The sequence below is a fragment of the Acinetobacter sp. V89_7 genome, from assembly GCF_029967895.1.
Classification (GTDB): Bacteria; Pseudomonadota; Gammaproteobacteria; order Pseudomonadales; family Moraxellaceae; genus Acinetobacter; species Acinetobacter soli.
Genome location: NZ_JASCAJ010000018.1, coordinates 56,196 through 77,241, shown reverse-complemented (window position 1 = coordinate 77,241; position 21,046 = coordinate 56,196). Strand labels below are relative to the sequence as shown.

The 21,046-nt window shown below is 43.5% G+C and carries 22 protein-coding genes; 7 read left to right on the top strand and 15 right to left on the bottom strand.

Annotated features, from left to right (window positions below):
• Positions 1–5: 5 nt before the first annotated feature.
• Positions 6–1,526: an exopolyphosphatase gene (gene ppx, locus QLG00_RS04120; RefSeq protein WP_004945413.1), complete on the bottom strand. Its 1,521-nt coding sequence runs from the start codon at positions 1,524–1,526 to the stop codon at positions 6–8.
• Positions 1,527–1,803: 277 nt separating this feature from the next.
• On the opposite strand from ppx, the gene trxA reads away from it, so the two are divergent.
• The 3 genes from trxA (at position 1,804) to QLG00_RS04105 (ending at position 4,422) form a co-directional block, all read left to right on the top strand.
• On the top strand, positions 1,804–2,130 hold the full coding sequence (gene trxA, locus QLG00_RS04115; RefSeq protein WP_004940451.1) for a thioredoxin: 327 nt from the start codon (positions 1,804–1,806) through the stop codon (positions 2,128–2,130).
• Between the two features lie 338 nt (positions 2,131–2,468).
• The gene (gene rho / locus QLG00_RS04110; RefSeq protein ID WP_004940453.1) at positions 2,469–3,737 is read left to right on the top strand and encodes a transcription termination factor Rho; all 1,269 of its coding nucleotides are present in this window, start codon (positions 2,469–2,471) and stop codon (positions 3,735–3,737) included.
• A 418-nt stretch (positions 3,738–4,155) separates the two neighbouring features.
• A complete protein-coding gene (locus tag QLG00_RS04105) occupies positions 4,156–4,422 on the top strand; it encodes a hypothetical protein (RefSeq protein ID WP_004940457.1) in 267 nt (88 codons plus the stop codon).
• A 178-nt stretch (positions 4,423–4,600) separates the two neighbouring features.
• Here QLG00_RS04105 and QLG00_RS04100 read toward each other — a convergent pair whose 3' ends face one another.
• The 3 genes from QLG00_RS04100 to pheS are packed head-to-tail and all read right to left on the bottom strand — an operon-like array spanning position 4,601 to position 8,288.
• On the bottom strand, positions 4,601–4,894 hold the full coding sequence (locus tag QLG00_RS04100; protein WP_004940460.1) for an integration host factor subunit alpha: 294 nt from the start codon (positions 4,892–4,894) through the stop codon (positions 4,601–4,603).
• Positions 4,891–7,272 (bottom strand): phenylalanine--tRNA ligase subunit beta, encoded by a 2,382-nt coding sequence (pheT, locus tag QLG00_RS04095; RefSeq protein ID WP_282470546.1) that lies wholly within the window; start codon positions 7,270–7,272, stop codon positions 4,891–4,893. Before pheT ends, QLG00_RS04100 begins: the two co-directional genes overlap by 4 nt.
• A 35-nt stretch (positions 7,273–7,307) precedes the next feature.
• Positions 7,308–8,288, bottom strand: a complete 981-nt coding sequence (gene pheS / locus QLG00_RS04090) for a phenylalanine--tRNA ligase subunit alpha (protein ID WP_282470545.1) — start codon at positions 8,286–8,288, stop codon at positions 7,308–7,310.
• 155 nt (positions 8,289–8,443) lie between these two features.
• Between pheS and QLG00_RS04085 the strand changes: the two genes are divergently transcribed.
• Positions 8,444–9,463, top strand: coding sequence for a hypothetical protein (locus tag QLG00_RS04085; protein ID WP_282470544.1), 1,020 nt, complete (start codon positions 8,444–8,446; stop codon positions 9,461–9,463).
• A gap of 51 nt (positions 9,464–9,514) precedes the next feature.
• Here the strand turns inward: QLG00_RS04085 and QLG00_RS04080 are convergent, their stop codons facing one another.
• From QLG00_RS04080 to rpmI, 3 genes are all read right to left on the bottom strand, one after another.
• The gene (locus tag QLG00_RS04080) at positions 9,515–9,712 is read right to left on the bottom strand and encodes a hypothetical protein (RefSeq protein ID WP_282470543.1); all 198 of its coding nucleotides are present in this window, start codon (positions 9,710–9,712) and stop codon (positions 9,515–9,517) included.
• Between the two features lie 208 nt (positions 9,713–9,920).
• A complete protein-coding gene (gene rplT / locus QLG00_RS04075) occupies positions 9,921–10,280 on the bottom strand; it encodes a 50S ribosomal protein L20 (RefSeq protein WP_000124858.1) in 360 nt (119 codons plus the stop codon).
• 11 nt (positions 10,281–10,291) lie between these two features.
• Entirely contained in the window at positions 10,292–10,486 is a 195-nt protein-coding gene (gene rpmI, locus QLG00_RS04070) for a 50S ribosomal protein L35 (protein WP_002054552.1), read from the bottom strand.
• A 236-nt stretch (positions 10,487–10,722) separates the two neighbouring features.
• On the opposite strand from rpmI, the gene QLG00_RS04065 reads away from it, so the two are divergent.
• Complete coding sequence (locus QLG00_RS04065) at positions 10,723–11,976, top strand: MFS transporter (protein ID WP_218262373.1); 1,254 nt, start codon at positions 10,723–10,725, stop codon at positions 11,974–11,976.
• A gap of 81 nt (positions 11,977–12,057) precedes the next feature.
• Complete coding sequence (locus tag QLG00_RS04060; protein ID WP_004940472.1) at positions 12,058–12,792, top strand: TonB family protein; 735 nt, start codon at positions 12,058–12,060, stop codon at positions 12,790–12,792.
• Positions 12,793–12,813: 21 nt separating this feature from the next.
• On the opposite strand, the gene QLG00_RS04055 is transcribed toward QLG00_RS04060, so the two are convergent.
• From QLG00_RS04055 to thrS, 5 genes are all read right to left on the bottom strand, one after another.
• On the bottom strand, positions 12,814–13,239 hold the full coding sequence (locus QLG00_RS04055) for a YqaA family protein (RefSeq protein WP_025096098.1): 426 nt from the start codon (positions 13,237–13,239) through the stop codon (positions 12,814–12,816).
• 117 nt (positions 13,240–13,356) lie between these two features.
• Positions 13,357–13,977: a glutathione S-transferase N-terminal domain-containing protein gene (locus tag QLG00_RS04050; RefSeq protein WP_004940476.1), complete on the bottom strand. Its 621-nt coding sequence runs from the start codon at positions 13,975–13,977 to the stop codon at positions 13,357–13,359.
• Positions 13,978–14,283: 306 nt separating this feature from the next.
• Positions 14,284–14,604, bottom strand: coding sequence for a hypothetical protein (locus QLG00_RS04045; protein WP_151796741.1), 321 nt, complete (start codon positions 14,602–14,604; stop codon positions 14,284–14,286).
• A gap of 119 nt (positions 14,605–14,723) precedes the next feature.
• The gene (infC, locus tag QLG00_RS04040; RefSeq protein WP_076033019.1) at positions 14,724–15,275 is read right to left on the bottom strand and encodes a translation initiation factor IF-3; all 552 of its coding nucleotides are present in this window, start codon (positions 15,273–15,275) and stop codon (positions 14,724–14,726) included.
• Between the two features lie 5 nt (positions 15,276–15,280).
• Positions 15,281–17,203, bottom strand: a complete 1,923-nt coding sequence (gene thrS, locus QLG00_RS04035; RefSeq protein WP_004940482.1) for a threonine--tRNA ligase — start codon at positions 17,201–17,203, stop codon at positions 15,281–15,283.
• A gap of 413 nt (positions 17,204–17,616) precedes the next feature.
• Here thrS and QLG00_RS04030 point away from each other — a divergent pair, with 413 nt between their 5' ends.
• A complete protein-coding gene (locus QLG00_RS04030) occupies positions 17,617–19,260 on the top strand; it encodes an acyl-CoA synthetase (protein ID WP_282470542.1) in 1,644 nt (547 codons plus the stop codon).
• Positions 19,261–19,374: 114 nt separating this feature from the next.
• Here QLG00_RS04030 and yjgA read toward each other — a convergent pair whose 3' ends face one another.
• The 3 genes from yjgA to rapZ are packed head-to-tail and all read right to left on the bottom strand — an operon-like array spanning position 19,375 to position 21,028.
• A complete protein-coding gene (gene yjgA / locus QLG00_RS04025) occupies positions 19,375–19,908 on the bottom strand; it encodes a ribosome biogenesis factor YjgA (protein ID WP_004940489.1) in 534 nt (177 codons plus the stop codon).
• Positions 19,909–19,910: 2 nt separating this feature from the next.
• A complete protein-coding gene (locus tag QLG00_RS04020) occupies positions 19,911–20,180 on the bottom strand; it encodes an HPr family phosphocarrier protein (protein ID WP_025096094.1) in 270 nt (89 codons plus the stop codon).
• Positions 20,177–21,028 (bottom strand): RNase adapter RapZ, encoded by an 852-nt coding sequence (gene rapZ, locus QLG00_RS04015; protein ID WP_004940495.1) that lies wholly within the window; start codon positions 21,026–21,028, stop codon positions 20,177–20,179. Before rapZ ends, QLG00_RS04020 begins: the two co-directional genes overlap by 4 nt.
• Positions 21,029–21,046 lie beyond the last annotated feature (18 nt).

The following is a 21,046-nucleotide window of genomic DNA, read 5'->3' as shown; positions in this document are numbered from 1 at the left end:
TCGAGTTAATCGATAAATTTTTCCGACTGAATATTCAACTCAATGTCCCAGTGCTTAAATTGCTCTTGCTCATCATGCAAATCGGCAACCAGCAATGGCCATTGTTTGGCATCACCAGAAACGCTAAGTTGCCATTGTTGATCATTTACAATGTTTAATTCAATGGCAGGAAGCATCTGATCACTGCGACTATGGTTGAGTAAAACAGCAAGACGAAGAAGTAAACATAAATACATCAGTTTGACCCCACCCACCTTTAAAACATCGGTTTTAACATCACTGCGCAATTTACGGCGATGATGTGCAACCAGATGCGACAGATGGTTTTGATCAATTTGTGAAAAGCCGGGAATATCAGAATGTTGCAATAAATATGCACCATGGCGATGGTATCCACCATGACTGATGGCCAAACCAATTTCGTGTAAATAGGCAGCGCGACGCAATAAGTCACTGTCTTCACTGAGTAAATCCAGACGACCAGCAACATGATCAAAGAGTTGCTGTGCAGTATTCACCACTCGCTCGGCCTGTTTGGTGTCAGCATTGTAGCGCCCCATTAAGGCCTGTACACTGCGGTCACGAATGTCTTCATGTTTGAAGCGCCCAAGCAGATCGTACATCACCCCTTCACGCAGTGCGCCGTCTGAATAAGCGAGTTTATCAATATTCAAAACATCAAATACTGCGAACAAAATGGCCAATCCAGCTGGCAAAACTGCTCGTCGATCTTCTTTTAGTCCCTCAAAATCAATTTCACTGATATGACGAAACTTCAATAATTTGTCTTTTAATTTTTCAAGGCCCTCACGCGTAACATTTTCTTGCTCGTCGCTTAGCCCCATATTGACCATGATCTGTTTGGCCGCCTTGATGGTACCGCTGGATCCCACAACGGTATCCCACCCTTCAGCTTTATAGATATTGGCAATTGCCGAAAGCTCTTTGCGTGCAGCCACGACAGCCTTATCAAAAATCTTGACGCTGATTTCCCCTTCAGCGAAATAAGCTTTAGTAAATGCCACACAGCCCATTTGTAAGGATTCAGTTTGAATCGGCTCAAATTCTTCGCCAATAATAAATTCGGTCGACCCGCCGCCGATGTCGACGACCAAACGACGCCCACCATTGGCCATGGTATGCGATACGCCCAAGTAAATCAGGCGAGCTTCTTCACGCCCTGCAATAATTTCAATGGGTTTAGGTAAAATTTCAGCCGCACGCTGAATAAATTCATGACCATTTTTGGCTTGTCGAAGCGCATTGGTCGCCACGATTCGTAAACGGTTGGGCTGCACCGACCCTAAACGTCCGACAAAACGAGCCAGACATGCAAGTCCCCGCTGTTGTGCAGCTTCGGTTAAATTTTTATTTTCATCTAGGCCCGCTGCCAGCTGAACCTTTTCTGACATAGAAGCCACTTTTTTTACTTCGCCATGATCTACACGTGCAATGGCCAAGTGAAAACTGTTCGATCCCATATCGATGGCAGCAAGTAATTCTTCATCTATCAAAAAATCAGCCATTATTGATATAAACCTTTATAAAATTGTCGCTAAGATTAATTCACACGCACCCAATTGAAAAGCCATTTCGCTGATCTTTTAAGCTTGATTTCCCCTTAGATCGCCATTTTACGATAGTGGATTACGATTACAAGTATCGCAAGCATCCATTAGACAAAATTCACATAACCTTGAATAATACGAATCAACCCTTATATTGATCTAGAAGGTTATGTCATACTTAATTTCTGTATTTGTCTAACTTCTATATCCGCAAAAAATAAATTTGGAGCGACCTATGTCTGCCACTATTGTAAATACAACTGATGCTAACTTCCAAGCAGACGTTTTAGATGCTGAAACTCCCGTTCTTGTAGATTTCTGGGCAGGCTGGTGTGCACCTTGTAAAGCAATTGCACCTGTTCTTGAAGACCTGTCTCGTGAATACGAAGGTAAAGTCAAAATTGTAAAAGTGGATGTAACTGCATGTGAAGATACTGCAGTGAAATACAACATTCGCAACATCCCTGCACTTTTACTTTTCAAAGATGGTGAAGTGGTTGCTCAACAAGTTGGCGCTGCACCGCGTTCAAAACTTGCTGCATTTATCGATGACAACGTATAAGTCGATTTATACGAACCATCATCAAATACGCTATTGTTCGATAGCGTATTTTTTTTGCATGGAAATTGACAATTACCCTGATCTGACTTATAGTTCTTGAGCAGGAAGTGCTGAAGGAAAATCACTTCATTTGCCTCCTTTTCGCAAGACACAAAACATAAGATCGCCGCTCGGCAACAGAAATTGCTTCATCTATTTCTATACTGAAATAACCAAACAAACTTCTGCGTTTGTGATTATGCAAGTGCGATTCTTATCGTCATTTGAATGCTTGCGGCTGACCTTTATCTCTTTCCATTTCTGTGCTCCACACACTCCTTTTATCTATCTGACCACTTATGAATTTAACCGAACTCAAGAAAAAACCGATTGGCGAACTCATTAAGATTGCAGAGTTTATGGGCCTTGAAGGTATGGCTCGTAACCGCAAGCAAGATATTATCTTTGCCATCTTGAAACGTCATGCAATGAATGGCGAAGAGATTTTTGGCGACGGTGTTCTCGAAATTCTCACTGATGGTTTTGGTTTTTTACGTTCAGCTGCTGGTTCTTATCTGGCAGGTCCAGACGACATTTATGTGAGCCCGTCCCAGATCCGTCGCTTTAACTTGCGCACCGGTGACACCATCACAGGAACGATTCGCCCACCTAAAGAAGGTGAACGTTACTTTGCATTGCTTAAAGTTAACCAGATTAACTACGATACGCCTGAAAACTCGCGCAATAAAATTTTATTTGAAAACCTCACACCGCTTTTCCCAACCGAACAACTGGTGATGGAGCTGGGTAACGGCACCACCGAAGATTTAACGACGCGTGTAGTCGACTTAATCGCACCGATTGGTAAAGGTCAGCGTTCAATTATCGTTGCGCCGCCAAAAGCCGGTAAAACCATGTTGTTGCAAAGTATTGCACAATCGATTGTTCGCAATAACCCAGAAGTGTTCCTGATTGTTCTTCTGATCGACGAACGTCCAGAAGAAGTCACCGAAATGGAACGTACCGTACGCGGTGAAGTGGTTGCTTCAACCTTTGATGAATCACCTGCACGTCATGTTCAAGTGGCCGAAATGGTGATTGAAAAAGCCAAACGCTTGGTTGAACACAAAAAAGATGTGGTGATTTTGCTTGACTCGATTACCCGCCTTGCACGTGCGTATAACACAGTGATTCCATCATCGGGTAAAGTCTTGACTGGTGGTGTCGATGCGCATGCACTTGAGCGTCCAAAGCGTTTCTTTGGTGCTGCACGTAATATCGAAGAAGGTGGCTCACTGACCATCATCTCAACTGCCTTAATTGAAACTGGCAGTAAAATGGATGATGTGATCTACGAAGAATTCAAAGGTACAGGTAACCAAGAGATTACCCTAGATCGCCGTATTGCTGAAAAGCGTGTCTTCCCTGCGATGAATATCAAGAAATCTGGTACGCGTCGTGAAGAACGCCTGATGGACGAAGATAACCTGCGTAAAGTCTGGATCTTGCGTAAATTGCTTCATCCTATGGATGAGCTTGCCGCAATGGAGTTCTTACTGGATCGTATGAAAGAAACCAAAACCAATGATGATTTCTTTGACCAAATGAAGCGTAAAGCCGCAAACTAAGTTTTGCTGCAAATACTCAATCTAGGCTGTCTATAACGACAGCCTTTTTTGTTTGGTTGACTTAATTTACATAAATATACAATTGACGGTTTTCTATGTTAAATTTCGTGTAAGCACTTGATTAATATCATCTTCAATTATAAAAACTGTATAAAACTTAACTAGTTAACCCGTGTTCATCCAATATAAAATTCAGTCTTGATTGTTATTTTCTGTTAAAAATCAGACAATTTTATCGTTTTTTTAGCCACTTTTTCACATTAGGCAGTAGTAATTCGCAAAGGGCAGTGATAGCATATCCGCAGACCAGTTAGACTGCTCTATGCGTTGTTACCTAACCACGTTTTAGGAATAATTAAAGCACAAACAGGCTAACGTAGGTTTTTTTTAATCTCAATTTTTTTATGAGAGTGATGCCATGTTATTCAAGAAAATCGCAATTGCTGCTGCTATCGCTACTACTTTAGCTTTCGTTGGTTGTGCAAAGAAAACTGAACAAGCTGCTGCTGACGCTAACACAGCTGCTTCTCAAGCAACTGCTGCTGCTTCTGAAGCTCAAGCTGCTGTAGACGCTGCTGCTACTTCAGCTCCTGCTTCTGCTGCTGCTGCTGCTGACGCTGCAACTAACGCTGCTGCTGCTGCTACTGACGCTGCTCAAGCTGCTTCTTCAGCTGCTGCTAAATAATCTAGATTTTAGATTATTTGAAAAAAAGAGAGCCTTATGGCTCTCTTTTTTTATGTCTGGTGATCAAGAAAATTTGATAACCAAACCGACACAATCAAATCAATTACTCGACGTACACAGCTCAACATATGGCCAATATAGCATCGGCATTTAAAAGAAGAATAAAAAAATGAGCAGGTTATTCCTGCTCATTTCCTACGCGCTGTCTAAATTTCTGACCCGCTCTAAAAGTCACAACGCGACGGGCAGAAATCGGAATTTCCTCTCCCGTCTTAGGATTACGACCCGGGCGCTCACGTTTGTCACGCAATTCAAAATTACCAAACCCAGAAAGTTTTACGTGTTCGCCTGTAATCAACGCTTGGCTGATTTCATCAAAAAATAACTCGACCATTTGTTTCGCTTCGCGGCGATTTAGGCTTGTGAGTTCGCTTAAATGATCTGCCATGTCTGCTTTTGTTAATGCTGTCATGAGGCCCTCAATGTCGCTTGATAAGTGTTTTCCAACACTTGAATTATATTATCCATACCTGACTTAATTTCAGCATCTTCAAGCGTACGAGATGGGTGCTGCCATAGAAGTGCAAACGCTAGCGAACGTTTACCCTGTTCAACACCTTGACCCGTGTACACATCAAACAACCAAGTCGAATCGAGTAGATCACCACCTGTTTGTTTAATTAACTGCTGAATATCGCTCACATTTATCTTATCACTGATTAATAAGGCAATATCACGTCGAACCGATGGAAAACGTGATAATTCTGTAAAATTAGATACATAAGATTGCAAAATCGCCTTCTGATCAATTTCAGCAACCCATGTTGTGCCCAAATCTAGTTCATTTTCCAATGATGGATGCAAACGCCCCAAATAACCAATCGACTGTCCATCGACTAAAATCTCGGCAGATTGACCCGGATGCAACCAAACACGCTCTGAACGAACATAGCTCACATTGAGACGACCCGCAGCTAAAATTTGCTCGACTTCATTTTTTAGGTCAAAGAAATCCATTGGCTGTACTTTGCCATGCCAGAGCTCCGGTGTACGTGAGCCAACCGCAATTAGAGCTAAAGTCGGGATCTGCTGTAAATCGTGAATTGATGTTGCATGCTGATAATCAAATCGCAATCCCAATTCAAAGAAACGTACACGACTTTGCTGACGGTTCAAGTTATGTTGCACACATGGGATTAAGCTTGAAAGCAAGGTACTGCGCATCACAGCCAAATCACTTGAAATCGGATTAGCCAAGGCCAACGGATTTACATTCGGATTGAGCTGCTTTTCAAGCTTGAGGTCTGCAAAGCTAAAGCTGATGGCTTCTTGATATCCCAAAGTTGCAACGGTTTGACGCAGTGCTGCCAATTCAAGATGATCTTGATACTGTGCAAGCTGAACATCAATTTTTGGCAAGGCAATCTGGATATTGTCGTAGCCATGAATACGCGCAACTTCTTCAATTAAGTCTTGATAAATCGCGAGATCAAAACGATGTGATGGAGGCACAACTTGCCATTCGCCTGTGGCAATCACAGTCACTTCACAACCTAAACGCTGTAGTGCATCGGTAATAAAATCGGTTTCGACACGATATCCAAGCAATGCATCGACTTGCGATTGATGCAGCGTAATCGGATCACGCTTTGGTAATAGCTCTGCTTTTTCAGCCACGCTGATTGGTCCAAACTCACCACCGGCATATTGCTGAATCAATTCACTGGCGCGATGCATCGCCAGCATTGGCAATTCAAAGTCGACCCCACGCTCATAGCGCTGTGATGAATCGGTATGCAAACCGAAACGACGTGCACGGCCCGCAATCGCTAGCGGCGCGAAAAAGGCACTTTCAAGGAAAATATCACGGGTTTCATCAGTGACACTTGAGTCTAGGCCACCCATAATTCCAGCAATTGCCAAAGCTTTGCTATTGTCTGCAATGACCATAATATCTGGGTTTAGCTCAACTTCTTGCTCATTCAACAAGACCAGCTTTTCCTGATCTGCTGCTTGACGAACATGAATATCGCCGTCGATTTTTGCCAAATCGAAAGCATGCATCGGCTGGCCAAGTTCCATCAACACATAGTTGGTGATATCGACCAGAATACTGTGCGTGCGAATACCTGAGCAGCTAAGTGCATGTGCCATCCAGTCAGGCGTTTGTGCTTGCACATTGACATTTTTGATGGCACGGCCCAAATAACGTGGCGCACCACCTGTCGCGAGATGAACCTGCTTTTGTTCTGAAATGCTAGATTCAACCGCTGCAATAGCAGGTGGCGTAACCGTTAACTGGTTAATGACACCGATTTCACGTGCAATACCACGAATACTAAAACAATCACCGCGATTTGGCGTGATACTGATATCAATTACATGATCATCCAGCTTCAAATAGTCGCGGATGTTGGTGCCCACAGGTGCATCTTGTGGCAATTCGAGTAACCCATCGATTTTATCTTCAAGATCGATCTCAGATGCACCGCACAGCATGCCTTGCGATTCAATACCGCGTAGCTTGCCCTTTTTAATTTTAAAATCACCCGGCAATACCGCACCAATGGTCGCAACTGGTGCTTTCATCCCCACACGTACATTCGGTGCACCGCATACAATTTGTAATGGCTCACCACTGCCAATATTGACCGTAGTTACACGCAAGCGATCTGCATCTGGATGCTGCTCAATGCTCAACACTTCCCCCACGACAACCCCAGTAAATGGCTTGGCAATCGGTGCCAACTCATCGACCTCTAGCCCAAGCATGGTCAGTTGATCGGTCAACGTTTCGCTATCAATGGCTGGATTAACCCAAGTGCGTAACCAACTTTCACTAATTTTCATCTTTATAAAACCTTAAATCTAATCCTGAAAAACTGTTAGGCAAACTGGCGCAAGAAACGCACGTCATTTTGATAGAACATCCGTAAGTCATTAATGCCGTAACGCAACATGGCAAAACGCTCAACACCTAAACCAAAGGCAAAACCTTTGTATTTTTCAGGATCAATGCCTGCAGCACGCAGTACATTTGGGTGCACCATACCGCAGCCCAATACTTCTAACCAGCGGCCTCGTTCATCCTTAATGTCTACTTCAGCACTTGGCTCTGTAAACGGGAAGTAAGATGGACGAAAACGAACCTTTAAGTCTTTTTCAAAAAATTCATTTAACAGATTGATCAACAGCCCTTTAAGCTCAGCAAAGCTGGTGTGCTCTGCCACATAAAGTCCTTCAATTTGATGGAACATCGGTGAGTGCGTCTGATCTGAGTCACAACGATACACACGCCCTGGACACACAATACGAATCGGGGGTTGGCTGGTTTCCATGGTACGAATCTGTACGCCCGATGTATGCGTGCGCAACAAATGATTCACATCAAAGTAGAAAGTATCGTGCATTGCACGTGCTGGATGATGCCCCGGAATGTTCAACGCTTCAAAGTTATGATAGTCATCTTCAACTTCAGGCCCAGTGGCAACGGTAAAACCAGCTTTGGTAAAAAATTGGCAAATTCGTTCTTGTACTTGAGTGACCGGATGAATGCTCCCCATGCGCTGGCCGCGGCCCGGCAAGGTGATATCAATCATTTCACTGGCCAGTTTTTGTTGTAACGCTGCCTGTTGTAATGCAGTTTGGCGTTCGGTCAAGGCAGCATTGATGGCTTCACGTACAGCATGAATGGCCGCACCTTGCACTTTGCGTTGCTCGGGATCCATTTTTCCCAGTGCTTTCGATTGTTCTGCAAGCTGGCTTTTTTTCCCTGTAAACAAAACTCGTACTTGATCGAGTGCAGCAAGGTCTTCAGCCGCTGCTATTGCAGCAAGCGCTTCGGTGGTCAGGGCTTCCAGTGACATAGTAACTCTCAAAGCAACAAAGTTATAAAGAAAATAAAACTCTGCATTCTAACAGTTTTTAAACGGATTGATGAAGCATAAACGCAGGAAAATTACTAGGCAGGGTATTTATAAAACGTATAAGATGAGCGCTGGTGTGAATGAGAAACTCGACAATGGCACTTGATCAAATCTGGAAACAACAACTTGCATTGGTCAGTTATGGCAATGAATATCTGAATCATGATCTTAGCTTTTCAGGCTGGAAGCAGCACAGCATCTTTACACGGCATGCACTGTATTTTCGAGATCTGATCACACAGCATTTACTGGCTCAGCATTTTCAGGTTTGGCTTGAAGGGCTTAAACAGCAAGGCGTATACCGGATTAGTCTTCATGCCTCGAATCTACTGATCGATGAAAAAAATCCAAATCCAAATGTTGAGTTGCTGTCGAGTCATGTGCTGGTGACGCATAGTAAAACACAAAAAACAGCCTGGATTATGGGTCAGGAACTTGCCGAGTGGTATTTAAGTGATCAAGCTTTTGAGACTCCCCTAAACCAACGTTCCGATACTCGTGAAACAACATTTTGGCGCTACGATTTAAGTGACAAACTCGCAAAAAAAGTTCAAGCCGATCTGGAAACTGCCAACTGGAAAGACATCTCGGCGTTTTTATCTCGTGAGTTATTTGAACAGCGCTTAGCTCAGGGAGTAGATCTTGAGTCGAACGGCAAGCCGTATTATGGTACAGATACTTTAGCCTCGAGCGAAGCAACAGGCCAATATCTCCCACTATTGCCGAGCGAGTATCCCGCCCAACTGGCACATGAGTTACTCCATAAAGTAGAACGCTTAAGCCATTTTATTCAGCAAAAGCGGCAGCATCCTTATCATGCAACAGGTGAGATGTTCAGCCCTGAAGAGCAGATTGCTCTACGCCAGTTTGCCGAAAAAATTGAGGATATGCATGCCAAACTGATTGTACGCGTAGCCAATCACTACCAATCGGCACATCCGCTTCCTGCTGCGCCAGTAGCCTCTCCGCTTGAGCCACAACTAGCACATACGCCAACCGCGCAGATTGCCAACAGCACTCCACAGCATTCACATAAAGTCGGCTCGTCCAGTGTAATTAAACTGGTGCTTTTAACCATCATTATCTGTGCATGTGCCTATTATTTTGGGCTATAAGTCGGCTAAACCTGACTAGGTGCTTAATTATACTGAAGTATTTAAGCACTTTTAAAAGGTGGGTTTAATTTTAAGAATAATTTTATGACCGCCATCATGTTGATTAATCACATGATGTACACCTTCTACCACGCCCTCCACTTCTGCATCTGGCCCATAAAAAACCCGGATGCTCTCTCCCAAACGCGGCAATAGTCCCAGTTCAATTTCAATCACGCCTTGCTCGATTCCCTCAACCAATACTTTCATACGTACGCTCCTTTTCTTATTACTGTATTCCTATTACTGTATGAAGAAGCATGTAAGCCTGTCTTATTCATCCTGTGGCAATTGTGTACATCTTTAGTCATTTTCAAGACTTAGGACTTAAAGAGGCGTAGTTGATCGATATACCTCAAGCACATTTTTAGACATAAAAAAAGACCGCTAAAAAGCGGTCTTTTTTTGAATCTCTAGCTTATGCAGCCAAAGCGCCTTTCGCTTTTTCAGCTAAAGCAGCAAATGCTACTGCATCATGCATAGCGATGTCAGCTAATACGCGACGGTCGATGATCACTTGAGCTTTTTTCAAGCCATCGATCATACGGCTGTAAGACAAACCGTTTTGACGAGCACCCGCGTTGATACGCGCAATCCATAGAGCACGGAATTGACGTTTCTTCTGACGACGGTCACGGTAAGCGTATTGACCAGCTTTGATTACCGCTTGGAACGCTACGCGGTAAACGCGTGAACGAGCACCATAGTAACCTTTAGCGCGAGCAAGAATTTTTTTGTGACGACGATGAGCCACTACACCACGTTTTACACGAGCCATTTATAATCTCCTTAGATGTATGGGCACATACGACGAACTGAATTCATGTCAGAAACATGAACCATTACACAGCCGCGTAATTGACGAATACGTTTCGCAGATTTTTTGGTCAAGATGTGGCGCTTGAACGCTTGTTTACGCTTGAAACCGTTTGCAGTCGCTTTGAAGCGTTTAGCTGCACCACGGCGAGTTTTTAACTTAGCCATAGTAACCTCTTTTAGGCACCTGTTCGGCGCGTTTGCACCATTGCAAACCGACCTGCAGGTAAGGAAGGCGAAATCATACCGTATCTTTGTTTAAAACAAAAGCAGTTTTACTGATTCTGTTCCCGCTTTATCATGAAATGACTGCGAGATTCTTCATCATTAAAAAATCAATATAAATGGCTATTTTTTAAGAATTCAAACTTATACTGAGTAGAAATTATCAATATACGATATTTATGAACGTTCAACAGGATGCTTTTGCCGCATTACGCTATCGTGATTTCTCTATTGTGACCATCAACCAGTTTTGCTTAACGCTGGCCATTTTAATTCAAGAAATTATCGTTGCGTACTCGTTATATACCATTACCAAAGATCCACTGACTCTGGGCCTGATCGGACTGGCAGAGGCGATTCCATTTATAGGGCTTTCGCTTTGGGGTGGTTATTTTGCCGATAAGTTCAATAAACAGCGCATTATGAAAATTTGTCTGTTTTTCTCCTTTCCTTTGCCTCTGGTACTTTTGGGGTTATTTCATGCTTATACGCTCGGACACTTATCCACCCACAGCTTAGCTTTAGGAATTTATGTCGTAATTTTTGCACTCGGTACGATACGCGGCTTTTATAACCCGTCGGCCACATCACTTAAACCCTTTCTCATCCCGCGTGAACTCTATGCCAATGGTGCCACATGGACCACGATTGGCTGGCAAAGTGGTGTGATTATTGGTCCGATGCTGGGCGGTTTTATGCTGGCATATTTAGGTCGAGAAACCAGTCTTATTAGTGTGGCCATATTGCTATTTGTCTGCTTTGTTCTAATTTCTTTACTCAAAAAGCGTGTTTTTCCTGCCATTGAACATGATCAGTTATGGAGTAGTTTAAGTGAAGGATTTCGCTTTATCTGGAAAACTAAAATTGTACTTTGGGCGATTTCATTAGATCTGGCTTCAGTTTTATTTGGTGGCGTGATTGCCTTACTGCCTATTTTTGCTGAAGATATTTTAAAAGTTGGTCCAGCGGGACTCGGCTATTTACGGGCAGCACCGTCCATTGGCGCGCTGATCACCATGATTGCGCTAACACGTTTTCCACCGACTCAGCATGCTTGGCGCAATATGCTTTTGGCAGTGGCAGGCTTTGGTGGTTTTACCCTTGTGTTTGCATTTTCAACCCACATGTGGCTTTCGCTCTTCGCACTGGCCATGACCGGTGCATGCGATAGTATTTCCGTGGTGGTTCGTCAAACGATTTTGCAGATTTTTCCACCTGAAAATATGCGTGGACGCGTTGCTGCAGTCAACGGAATGTTTGTTTCTAGCAGTAACGAACTGGGTGCATTTGAATCGGGGCTGGCAGCAAAATATATGGGAACCATCGCAGCAACGGTATTTGGTGGCTGTATGACCCTCGTGGTGGTGGCACTGAGTTGGGCCAAGACCAAAGACCTGTTTAAAGTCGATATCACTAAAAGTTCAGAACATTAGACATTTTCTTGTTGCGAGTATTCTTTAAACAGGGAATACTTTCACAATATTTTAATTTTAATTTCCTATAAAGAACGACGTATGAAAGCCTTTGTTTATTTGTCTTTACTCCTTTGCGTGCCCTTTGCGCATAGCCATGCACAGTCACCTGCAGCCAATGTGCAACTGAGCGCTCAAAAAAGTGCTGCACTGCCTGCACATTTAACCACGCGCCTACAATGGGCCAGAACGCCTCAACTTGAATATTCAGATGCCGATTTAAATCAACAAGATCGTGCTGCAATTGTGAGGGTTGTTGCCGATGAAACCGGGCAAATCACGCAAGCGACGATTCAGGAAAGTACTGGACTTTCCAAACTGGACAATATGCTGATCAATGCCACCAAAGCGGCTTTGATTCAACCGTTTCAGGTCGATGACACAGCTGTTCCAACCATTGGATATCAGGCCTTTACCCTAAAAATCGCGCATGCGCTGAAATCTAACGATTGTGTCTATCGTTTTGATTCTGAACACTGGCGTAAGCAACAGCAAGATAAAAAAGTCCCCTTTCGCTATATCGAACAACCATCGTTACAAGTTGATCGTGATGAACTCAAAGGCAAAGACCGTTACGTTCGGTTGAGCTTTAAGGTCGATAAGGCCGGAAATGTCACACGCGTTAAAATCAAGAAAGGTTCGGGTATTTACGCGCTGGATGAAAAAGTGATGCAAGCCGTAATGGGGGCCAAAGTTGAGGTCAGTAAAACCCTATGGCTTTATAAAAAATCGACGCTGAGCGATAAAATCAATTTTTCTTTGGATGCCTGTCAGTAATTGTGTCACGTGACTTAAGCATCACATCACGCCAAGGTAGAGCAAATAAATACACAAATAACGCCCCGCCTTGGCGATGGTGACCATCAACAAAAAACGATAAAAGTTTTCTTTTAACACACCCGCAATAAGGGTAATCGGATCACCAATAATCGGTACCCAGCTTAAAAGCAACGAATAAAACCCATAACGATGATAAATCGCCTGTGCCTTTTGCATATGTTGCTGCGAAACCGGAAACCATTTTTTATGTTTGAACTGCTCAATCTTGATACCGAGCCACCAATTTACACATGAGCCAAGTACATTGCCAACCGTCGCCACCAGAAGAAGTACAACGGCGGGTTGTTGCTTCAATGCTAAAAATGAAAAGAGTACTGCTTCAGACTGTAAAGGCAACAAGGTTGCTGCACCAAAGGCTGAAATAAATAACGCCAGATACTGCATCATGCTGTATTGAGTAAGATGAATAAATCGATGGATTACTATGTCAGATTAATAAAAAATGTCCATCATTATGGACATTTGATCAACACGCACGGTACATGATTTGGCAACGCCAATTTAAACAATACTCAACGATAAGGCTTTTTGTACAGCCGGTCGAGCGGTTAAACGCTCAATATAATCCTGCACATACGGATAGTCGTGCAGGTCAATCGACTGCCATTCATGACGCAGTGCCCAAGGCAGAATCGCCATGTCTGCAATTGAATACTCACCAGCCACAAACTTCTGACCAATCAATTGGGTATTGAGCACCTTGTATAAGCGCTTACTTTCTGTGACATAGCGATCAATCGCATACGGAATTTTTTCTGGTGCGAAACGGCCAAAATGGTGGTTTTGTCCAAGCATCGGGCCAAATCCACCCATTTGCCACATCAACCATTGTTCAACTTCTACGCGCGCCTGCTCATCGGTCGGATAAAACATGCCGGTTTTTCTGCCTAAATATTGCAAGATAGCACCCGACTCAAAAATTGAAATCGGTTGGCCATGTGGGCCGTTTTGATCGACGATTGCAGGAATCTTGTTATTTGGTGAGATGCGTAAAAAATCAGGCTGAAACTGATCGTTGTCTAGGATATTGATGGGATAAATCTTGTATTCCAATCCCATTTCTTCAAGTGCGATGGTGATTTTGTGTCCATTGGGTGTACCCCAATAATATAGGTCGATCATGAAATACCTTCTTATCCTATTTTTCTATCTATGATTGTTTGTGTACGTTTATAACATGATTTTCATGTTCTAGAAGCAGCACCAAACAGGTTTTATTCTAACAGTCACTTTGCTTAACAACCTTAAAGAAAATCACAAGATGAGAATTTTAGATTTTTTTCTTAAAAAAACCAGCCTATATTATATAATGCCTCGCCAAATTCTGGTTGGTCAGTCTAAAAAAGTTGCAAAGATTAAAAGCACTACAGTTTTGAGTTCTTAATTCACACAAAAAGTATCAGTTCTAAACTTCTTTTTCGTATCTTATTATTGGTGTTTTAATGCATATTGCTTGGCGTGTTCACCTACAAATTTACGACCAGCATTATCACCCTGTACCCATTCATTTATTGAAAATAGATCGAACAGTCCCACTTTAAATAAAGTTGGAATTGCCAAGATCAGTTCTTGCTCTACCTCACCCCGAGCACCTTCATTATAAAGCTGAATGTTGTATAGCATGGTTGCAACGGTTCCTGTCTGAACCTGCGTACCATCTTTAAGCTTTACCACTGGAAGCACTTCACCTTGCTCTACTACTTTTTGATTAACATTGGTAAGTTGTTCTGTACCTTCGAGCTGAGTCATATTTTTCTCCTTAAGTTTATTTTTATATAGATGAAGGTATTTTTTAAATTTTCAATTGTATGTAAACGAAACCATAAAAAAACGCAGCGATTAGGCTGCGTTTTTTTATTTGGATATACTTACTTTTTCTTTTTCGGTCCAAGTAACATACCCATTTGACGACCTTCCATTTTTGGTGCTTGTTCAACAACACCATAATCTGTCACGTCTGCTTCAATTTTTTGCAACTGAGCAAGACCCAACTGTTGATGTGCCATTTCACGACCACGGAAACGCAATGTGATTTTAACTTTGTTACCTTCTTCAAGGAACTTTAAAATCGCACGAAGTTTGACCTGATAATCACCTACATCCGTTGCTGGACGTAGTTTGATTTCTTTCACTTGCACCTGATGCTGTTTTTTCTTCGCATCTTTTTGCTTTTGCTTTAGGTCAAACAAGTGCTTGTTGTAATCCATGATTTTACAAACAGGTGGTTCTGCATTCGCAACGATCTCGACCAAATCGAGTTCGACTTCTTCTGCAGCACGCAACGCTTCATTTAATGAAACGATTCCTTTTTGTTCCCCATCTGCACCAACGAGACGCACTTCTTTAGAACGAATCTCGTCATTAATCGCAGGACGGTTACTCTTTGCACCTTGTTGTTGGTTACGGTCAGGCTGTTTAATCTCTCTTACTCCACAATGTACCGGCCACGTTCGGCAACGGCAGATTTCACCAAGTCGACGAATGCATCGATTGACATGGTACCTAAATTTTTTCCTGAGCGAGTACGAACATTAACAGTACCTTCCTCAACCTCGCGGTCACCTAATACTAAAAGGTACGGAATACGCTCAAGTGTACGCTCACGAATCTTAAAGCCGATTTTCTCATTTCTCAAGTCAGAAATCGCTCTAAGACCATTTTCTTTGAGTTTTGCCACTACAGATTCACAGGCTTGAGCTTGAGAATCGGTAATATTCATCACACATGCTTGTACAGGCGCCAACCAAGGTGGCATAAACCCAGCATAGTGTTCAATAAGTATACCAATAAAACGCTCGAAACTGCCAAGTATTGCACGATGCAACATCACAGGCTGATCACGTTCATTGTCTTCTGTCACAAAAGAGGCATCTAGACGGATTGGCAAGTTGAAGTCACATTGAATAGTACCGCACTGCCAGACACGGCCCAAGCAGTCTTTCAATGAAAATTCGATTTTCGGACCGTAGAATGCACCTTCACCCGGCTGTAATTCCCACTCAAGACCCGCAGCATCCAAAGCATCTGCCAAAGATTTTTCTGCAAGATCCCAAAGTGCATCATCACCCACACGTTTTTCAGGACGCGTAGACAATTTCATTTGTACATCTTCAAAACCGAAGTCTTTATAGACATCAAGCGTCAATTGAATAAAGTCTGCCACTTCCTTGCCAATCTGTTCTTTGGTACAGAAGATATGCCCATCGTCTTGCGTAAAGCCACGCACACGCATAATGCCGTGCAATGAACCTGACGGCTCGTTACGGTGACACGAACCAAACTCGGCCAAACGCACAGGAAGGTCACGGTACGATTTCAAACCTTGATTGAACACTTGTACGTGACACGGACAGTTCATTGGCTTAACGGCATAGTTACGGCTTTCTGAATGTGTGGTAAACATGTTTTCTGCATAGTTGGCAGCATGTCCCGACTTTTCCCAAAGCGTAAAGTCGACAATTTGCGGCGTACGGACTTCTTGGTAGCCGTTGTCTTGCTGAACTTTACGCATGTATTGTTCAAGCGCTTGATAAATCGTCCAGCCATTGGCGTGCCAAAACACCATACCCGGTGCTTCTTCTTGCATATGAAACAGATTCAGTGCCTTACCGATTTTACGGTGATCACGTTTTTCAGCTTCTTCAATACGTTTTACATACGCAGCCAGCTCTTTTTTGTCTGCCCATGCTGTACCGTAAATACGCTGCAACTGTTCATTTTTCGCATCACCGCGCCAGTATGCACCCGAAATCTTGGTCAGTTTAAAGTTTTTCAAGAATTTGGTATTTGGCACATGTGGTCCACGGCACATGTCCACATATTCCTGATGGAAATATAAACCCATTGCTGTTTCATCAGGCATATCATCGATCAAACGCAGCTTGTAGGTTTCACCACGCGCTGAGAATTCTTTGATGACCTCTTCACGAGGCGTCATTTTCTTAATGACATCATAGTCTTGATCGATCAGCTGCTTCATGCGTGCTTCAATTGCAGCCATGTCGTCTAGCGTAAAAGGTTTTGGACTAAAGATGTCGTAGTAAAACCCTTCTTCGATGACCGGACCAATCACCATCTGTACATCAGGGAACAATTGCTTAACCGCATGGCCAACCAAATGTGCACAAGAATGGCGAATGATTTCGACACCTTCTGGGTCTTTTGGAGTAATAATTTGTAATGTCGCATCTTCAGTGATGAGATCACATGCATCGACCAGGCGATCGTTCACTCGACCTGCAACGGTGTTTTTTGCAAGGCCAGGCCCTATACTTTGGGCGACTTGCATAACAGATACAGGCTGATCAAATGATTTTTGATCACCATTTGGCAATGTGATAATTGGCATAAAAAAATCCTTAAGGAGTGATGCCCCGCACAATGGAGCATATCACCGCGAGATTATGATCGAGGAAAGCCTCAAAAGATAAAAACGGTGGATGGGTTAAATTAAATCGAACCGGAATTTTACACCTCTTCGACCACACTGCAAACCTATTCATCAATAAAAGAGCAATTTGATTCAAAATCATAAATTTTATGGGGCTGCAAACCGTATATTCAAGATGTTGTGCTGATTTGTAACGCATGCACTATAGACAGTACTGGTTTTTTGGCGCTAAAAAATAATTAGAAAAGATGAGTATAAAGCGCCCATTAATTGAGACAAAGTATGCGGCCTAAGACTAAAGCATAAATGAATTGAAGCCTTCAAGCGCCTATCTTTTCAAGCAGATTAGAACAATTAGATGGAGTAGAGACATGGTGAGTGCTTATGATGAGTTTCCACGCACGCCCGCGAATTTTGTTGCATTATCACCATTACGATTTTTAGAACGCGCAGCCTATATTTATGCCGAGCAGGCTGCAATCGTTCACGGTTCACGCGTGATCACATGGAAAGAAACGTATCAGCGTTGCAGACAATTTGCAGCCCAGCTTAAACAACTCGGGATTCAAAAAAACGATACCGTGTCGGTATTGTTACCCAATGTGCCTGCCATGATTGAAGCACATTTTGCAGTGCCCATGAGTGGCGCGGTACTCAACACCATCAATACCCGACTCGACGCCAAAACTGTGGCTTTTATGCTTGAACATGCTGAAAGCAAAGTCTTATTGGTCGATCAGGAATTTGCTGGACTGGCCAAAGCTGCCCTCTCGCTGGTGGAGCAGGATATTTTTGTGATTGATGTCGACGACGCAGAATATGAAAACTGTTTTAGCCCGCCGATTGGTGAAATTGAATACGAAGATTGGCTCTGTGAGGGAGATCCCGAATTTGAATGGACACTTCCCGACGACGAATGGGATGCCATCAGTTTAAATTACACATCAGGCACGACGGGTAATCCCAAGGGAGTGGTATATCACCACCGCGGTGCTTACCTGAATGCGGCCAGCAATATGATGGCTTGCGGCATGACACCTCGCGCCAAATATCTCTGGACTCTGCCTTTGTTTCATTGCAACGGCTGGTGTTTTGCTTGGACGATCGCTGCCAATGGCGGTACTAACTACTGCTTGCGTAAAGTTGATCCCGCTTTGGTCTTTCAACTGATCGAAAAGCATAAGATCGAGTATTTTTGTGGTGCGCCAATTGTACTTTCGATGTTGATTAATGCCCCTAAAAATCAGCAGATTGCCTTTGAACATCGTGTTGAGGTACTCGTTGCAGGCGCTGCACCGCCTGCCGCGATTATCGAAGGCATGCGCAAGCTAGGCGTAAATGTCACGCATGTATATGGATTGACTGAAACCTACGGCCCATCTGGGCTATGTGCCGCACAGGCTGGCTGGAATGACCTGAGCCTAGAAGAACAGGCCAAATTACATGCACGTCAGGGTGTGCCCTATCCGCTTCAAGACAGTATGCGCGTTTTAGACCCCGAGACCCTAAAGCCCGTACCTGCAGATGGTGAAACACTTGGTGAGATCATGTTTCGCGGCAATATCGTAATGAAAGGCTACCTGAAAAACCCTGAAGCCACTCAGGCGGCATTTGCAGGAGGCTGGTTTCATTCTGGCGATCTGGCCGTTTGTCAGCCCGATGGTTATGCCAAAATTACTGATCGAGCTAAGGATGTGATCATTTCAGGAGGAGAAAACATTTCATCTTTAGAAATTGAAGAGGTGCTATACCGTCATCCTGCCGTGTTGACCGCAGCAGTCGTGGCCAAACCCGATCCGCAATGGCAAGAGGTTCCCTGCGCATTTATCGAGTTAAAACAGCATGCAGAGGCTACACCTGAAGAAATCATGGAGCATTGCAAAAAAGAACTGGCACGCTTTAAAGTACCCAAAGATGTAGTGATTGCCGAAATTCCGAAAACATCGACGGGAAAACTACAGAAATTTATTTTACGTGAATGGGCCAAAGAGCGTGCAGTAGGCGAATTTGGTTAATCTTCATTGAAGTTAAAAAGCCCGCTCATACAAATTGAACGGGCTTTTTTGACAAGAATCTTTTAAACGAATTGTATCAGCACAAACTATGGCTGATATTTTGTCAGAACACTGTTAGTTATCTGATAGCAAAGCCACTTGCTGTACATAATTGAAAAACTTCAGCTTCGAGGCAGCCAGTTCCTCTTCACCCGCACCTTGTGTAATATCGCGCTGTATACGCAATACATGCTGACGCAAGGTGTGACGTTCTGATGCATTGTGCAATTTGCTGAACTCGTTGACCGCTGGGTCACCCTGCTCGATCATCCGATCAACCCAACGTTGCAACTGTGCTTGTTTCTTTGCACCTTGTTGAGGCGTCAGATACGATAAAATCACCGTTTCATCTTCATTACGGAGTAATTTGCCGATGCGCTGATACTGTCGGCGTTTTGCTTCGAATGAGCTAATAGTTTGAACATCTAGCAAGGCATCAATCAAACGTTCATCTACTGGGAGTTTTTGAATCTGTTTTGCCGAAAGCTGAGCCAGTTGCTCACCCAATGCTGCCATACGCTGTACAGCTTTTTTTTGCTCAGTTTTGCTCGCACGTCCTTCTAAAGAATCGAAATCATCTTCATTAAAACGCTGGGTACGACGTGCCACGATTAATCTGCCTCATAAAATTTTGCAGCGAATAGTGCCTGAATTTCTTCCTGTGCTTTTTCTTCATCCGCACCTTCAATCACTAAACGCAAAGTGGTTCCCTTACCGGCTCCGAGCATCAGTAAGGACATAATGTTTTTTGCATCGACCAGTTTATCGCCTTTACCAATCTGGATAGACGAGCGGAACTTGGTGGTGACTTCAATCAGCTTTCCAGATGCGCGTGCATGCAAGCCAAGTTTGTTAATGACATCTAGCGTGGTATCAATCATGACCAGTGCTTCATTTCTCTGTGTAAGACCTGAATAGACCATTTTGCCTCAAGCGCTTTTTTTAGTCTATCTACAATATAAACTGAACGATGCTGACCACCCGTACAGCCGATCGAGATCGTCATATAATGACGATGCCCTTCTGCAAAAACAGGCAACCATTTGTCCAGAAAGTGAAATACGTCATCAAACATTTCATTGGTTTGATCACTGGCTTCCAAAAACTGACGAACAGGTTCATCTAAACCCGAAAAACGACGTAATTCTAAATCCCAATGCGGATTTGGTAAATGCCGTACGTCAAAAACATAGTCTGCATCGAGTGGAATACCATGTTTGTAACCAAAAGACTGCAAGATCAGAATCAGTTTGTCGGACTGGCCCAATTTAGACAACAGCGTATGTTTCAGATCATGCACGCTTTTATCGGTGGTATCGATGTGCACAGTCGAGCGAAACTGAATCGGAAGCAGCAGTTGTTTTTCTTCCTGAATACATTCTGTTAGGCTTTTAAAGCGATTGGCTAACGGATGCGGACGACGCGACGCACTAAATCTGGCAATTAGTTCCTGATCTTGTGTCGTCAAATAAATCACATCGACCGTTCCATGCTTTTGCAATTGCTCAAACACCAGGTCAAATTCCTGCATATCTGCGCGCGTGCTTCGCACATCTACCCCAAGAGCCAGTTGCTCCAGATTATTTTCATGATCCAGCTTGGCGACAATTTCTGGCAACAATGCCAAAGGCAAATTATCTATACAGTAGTAACCCAAGTCTTCAAGCACCTGTAGTGCCGAGGATTTTCCGGAACCTGATTGACCTGTGACGATAAGAATACGTTTCATGGCATGGTTGTCCTGTCG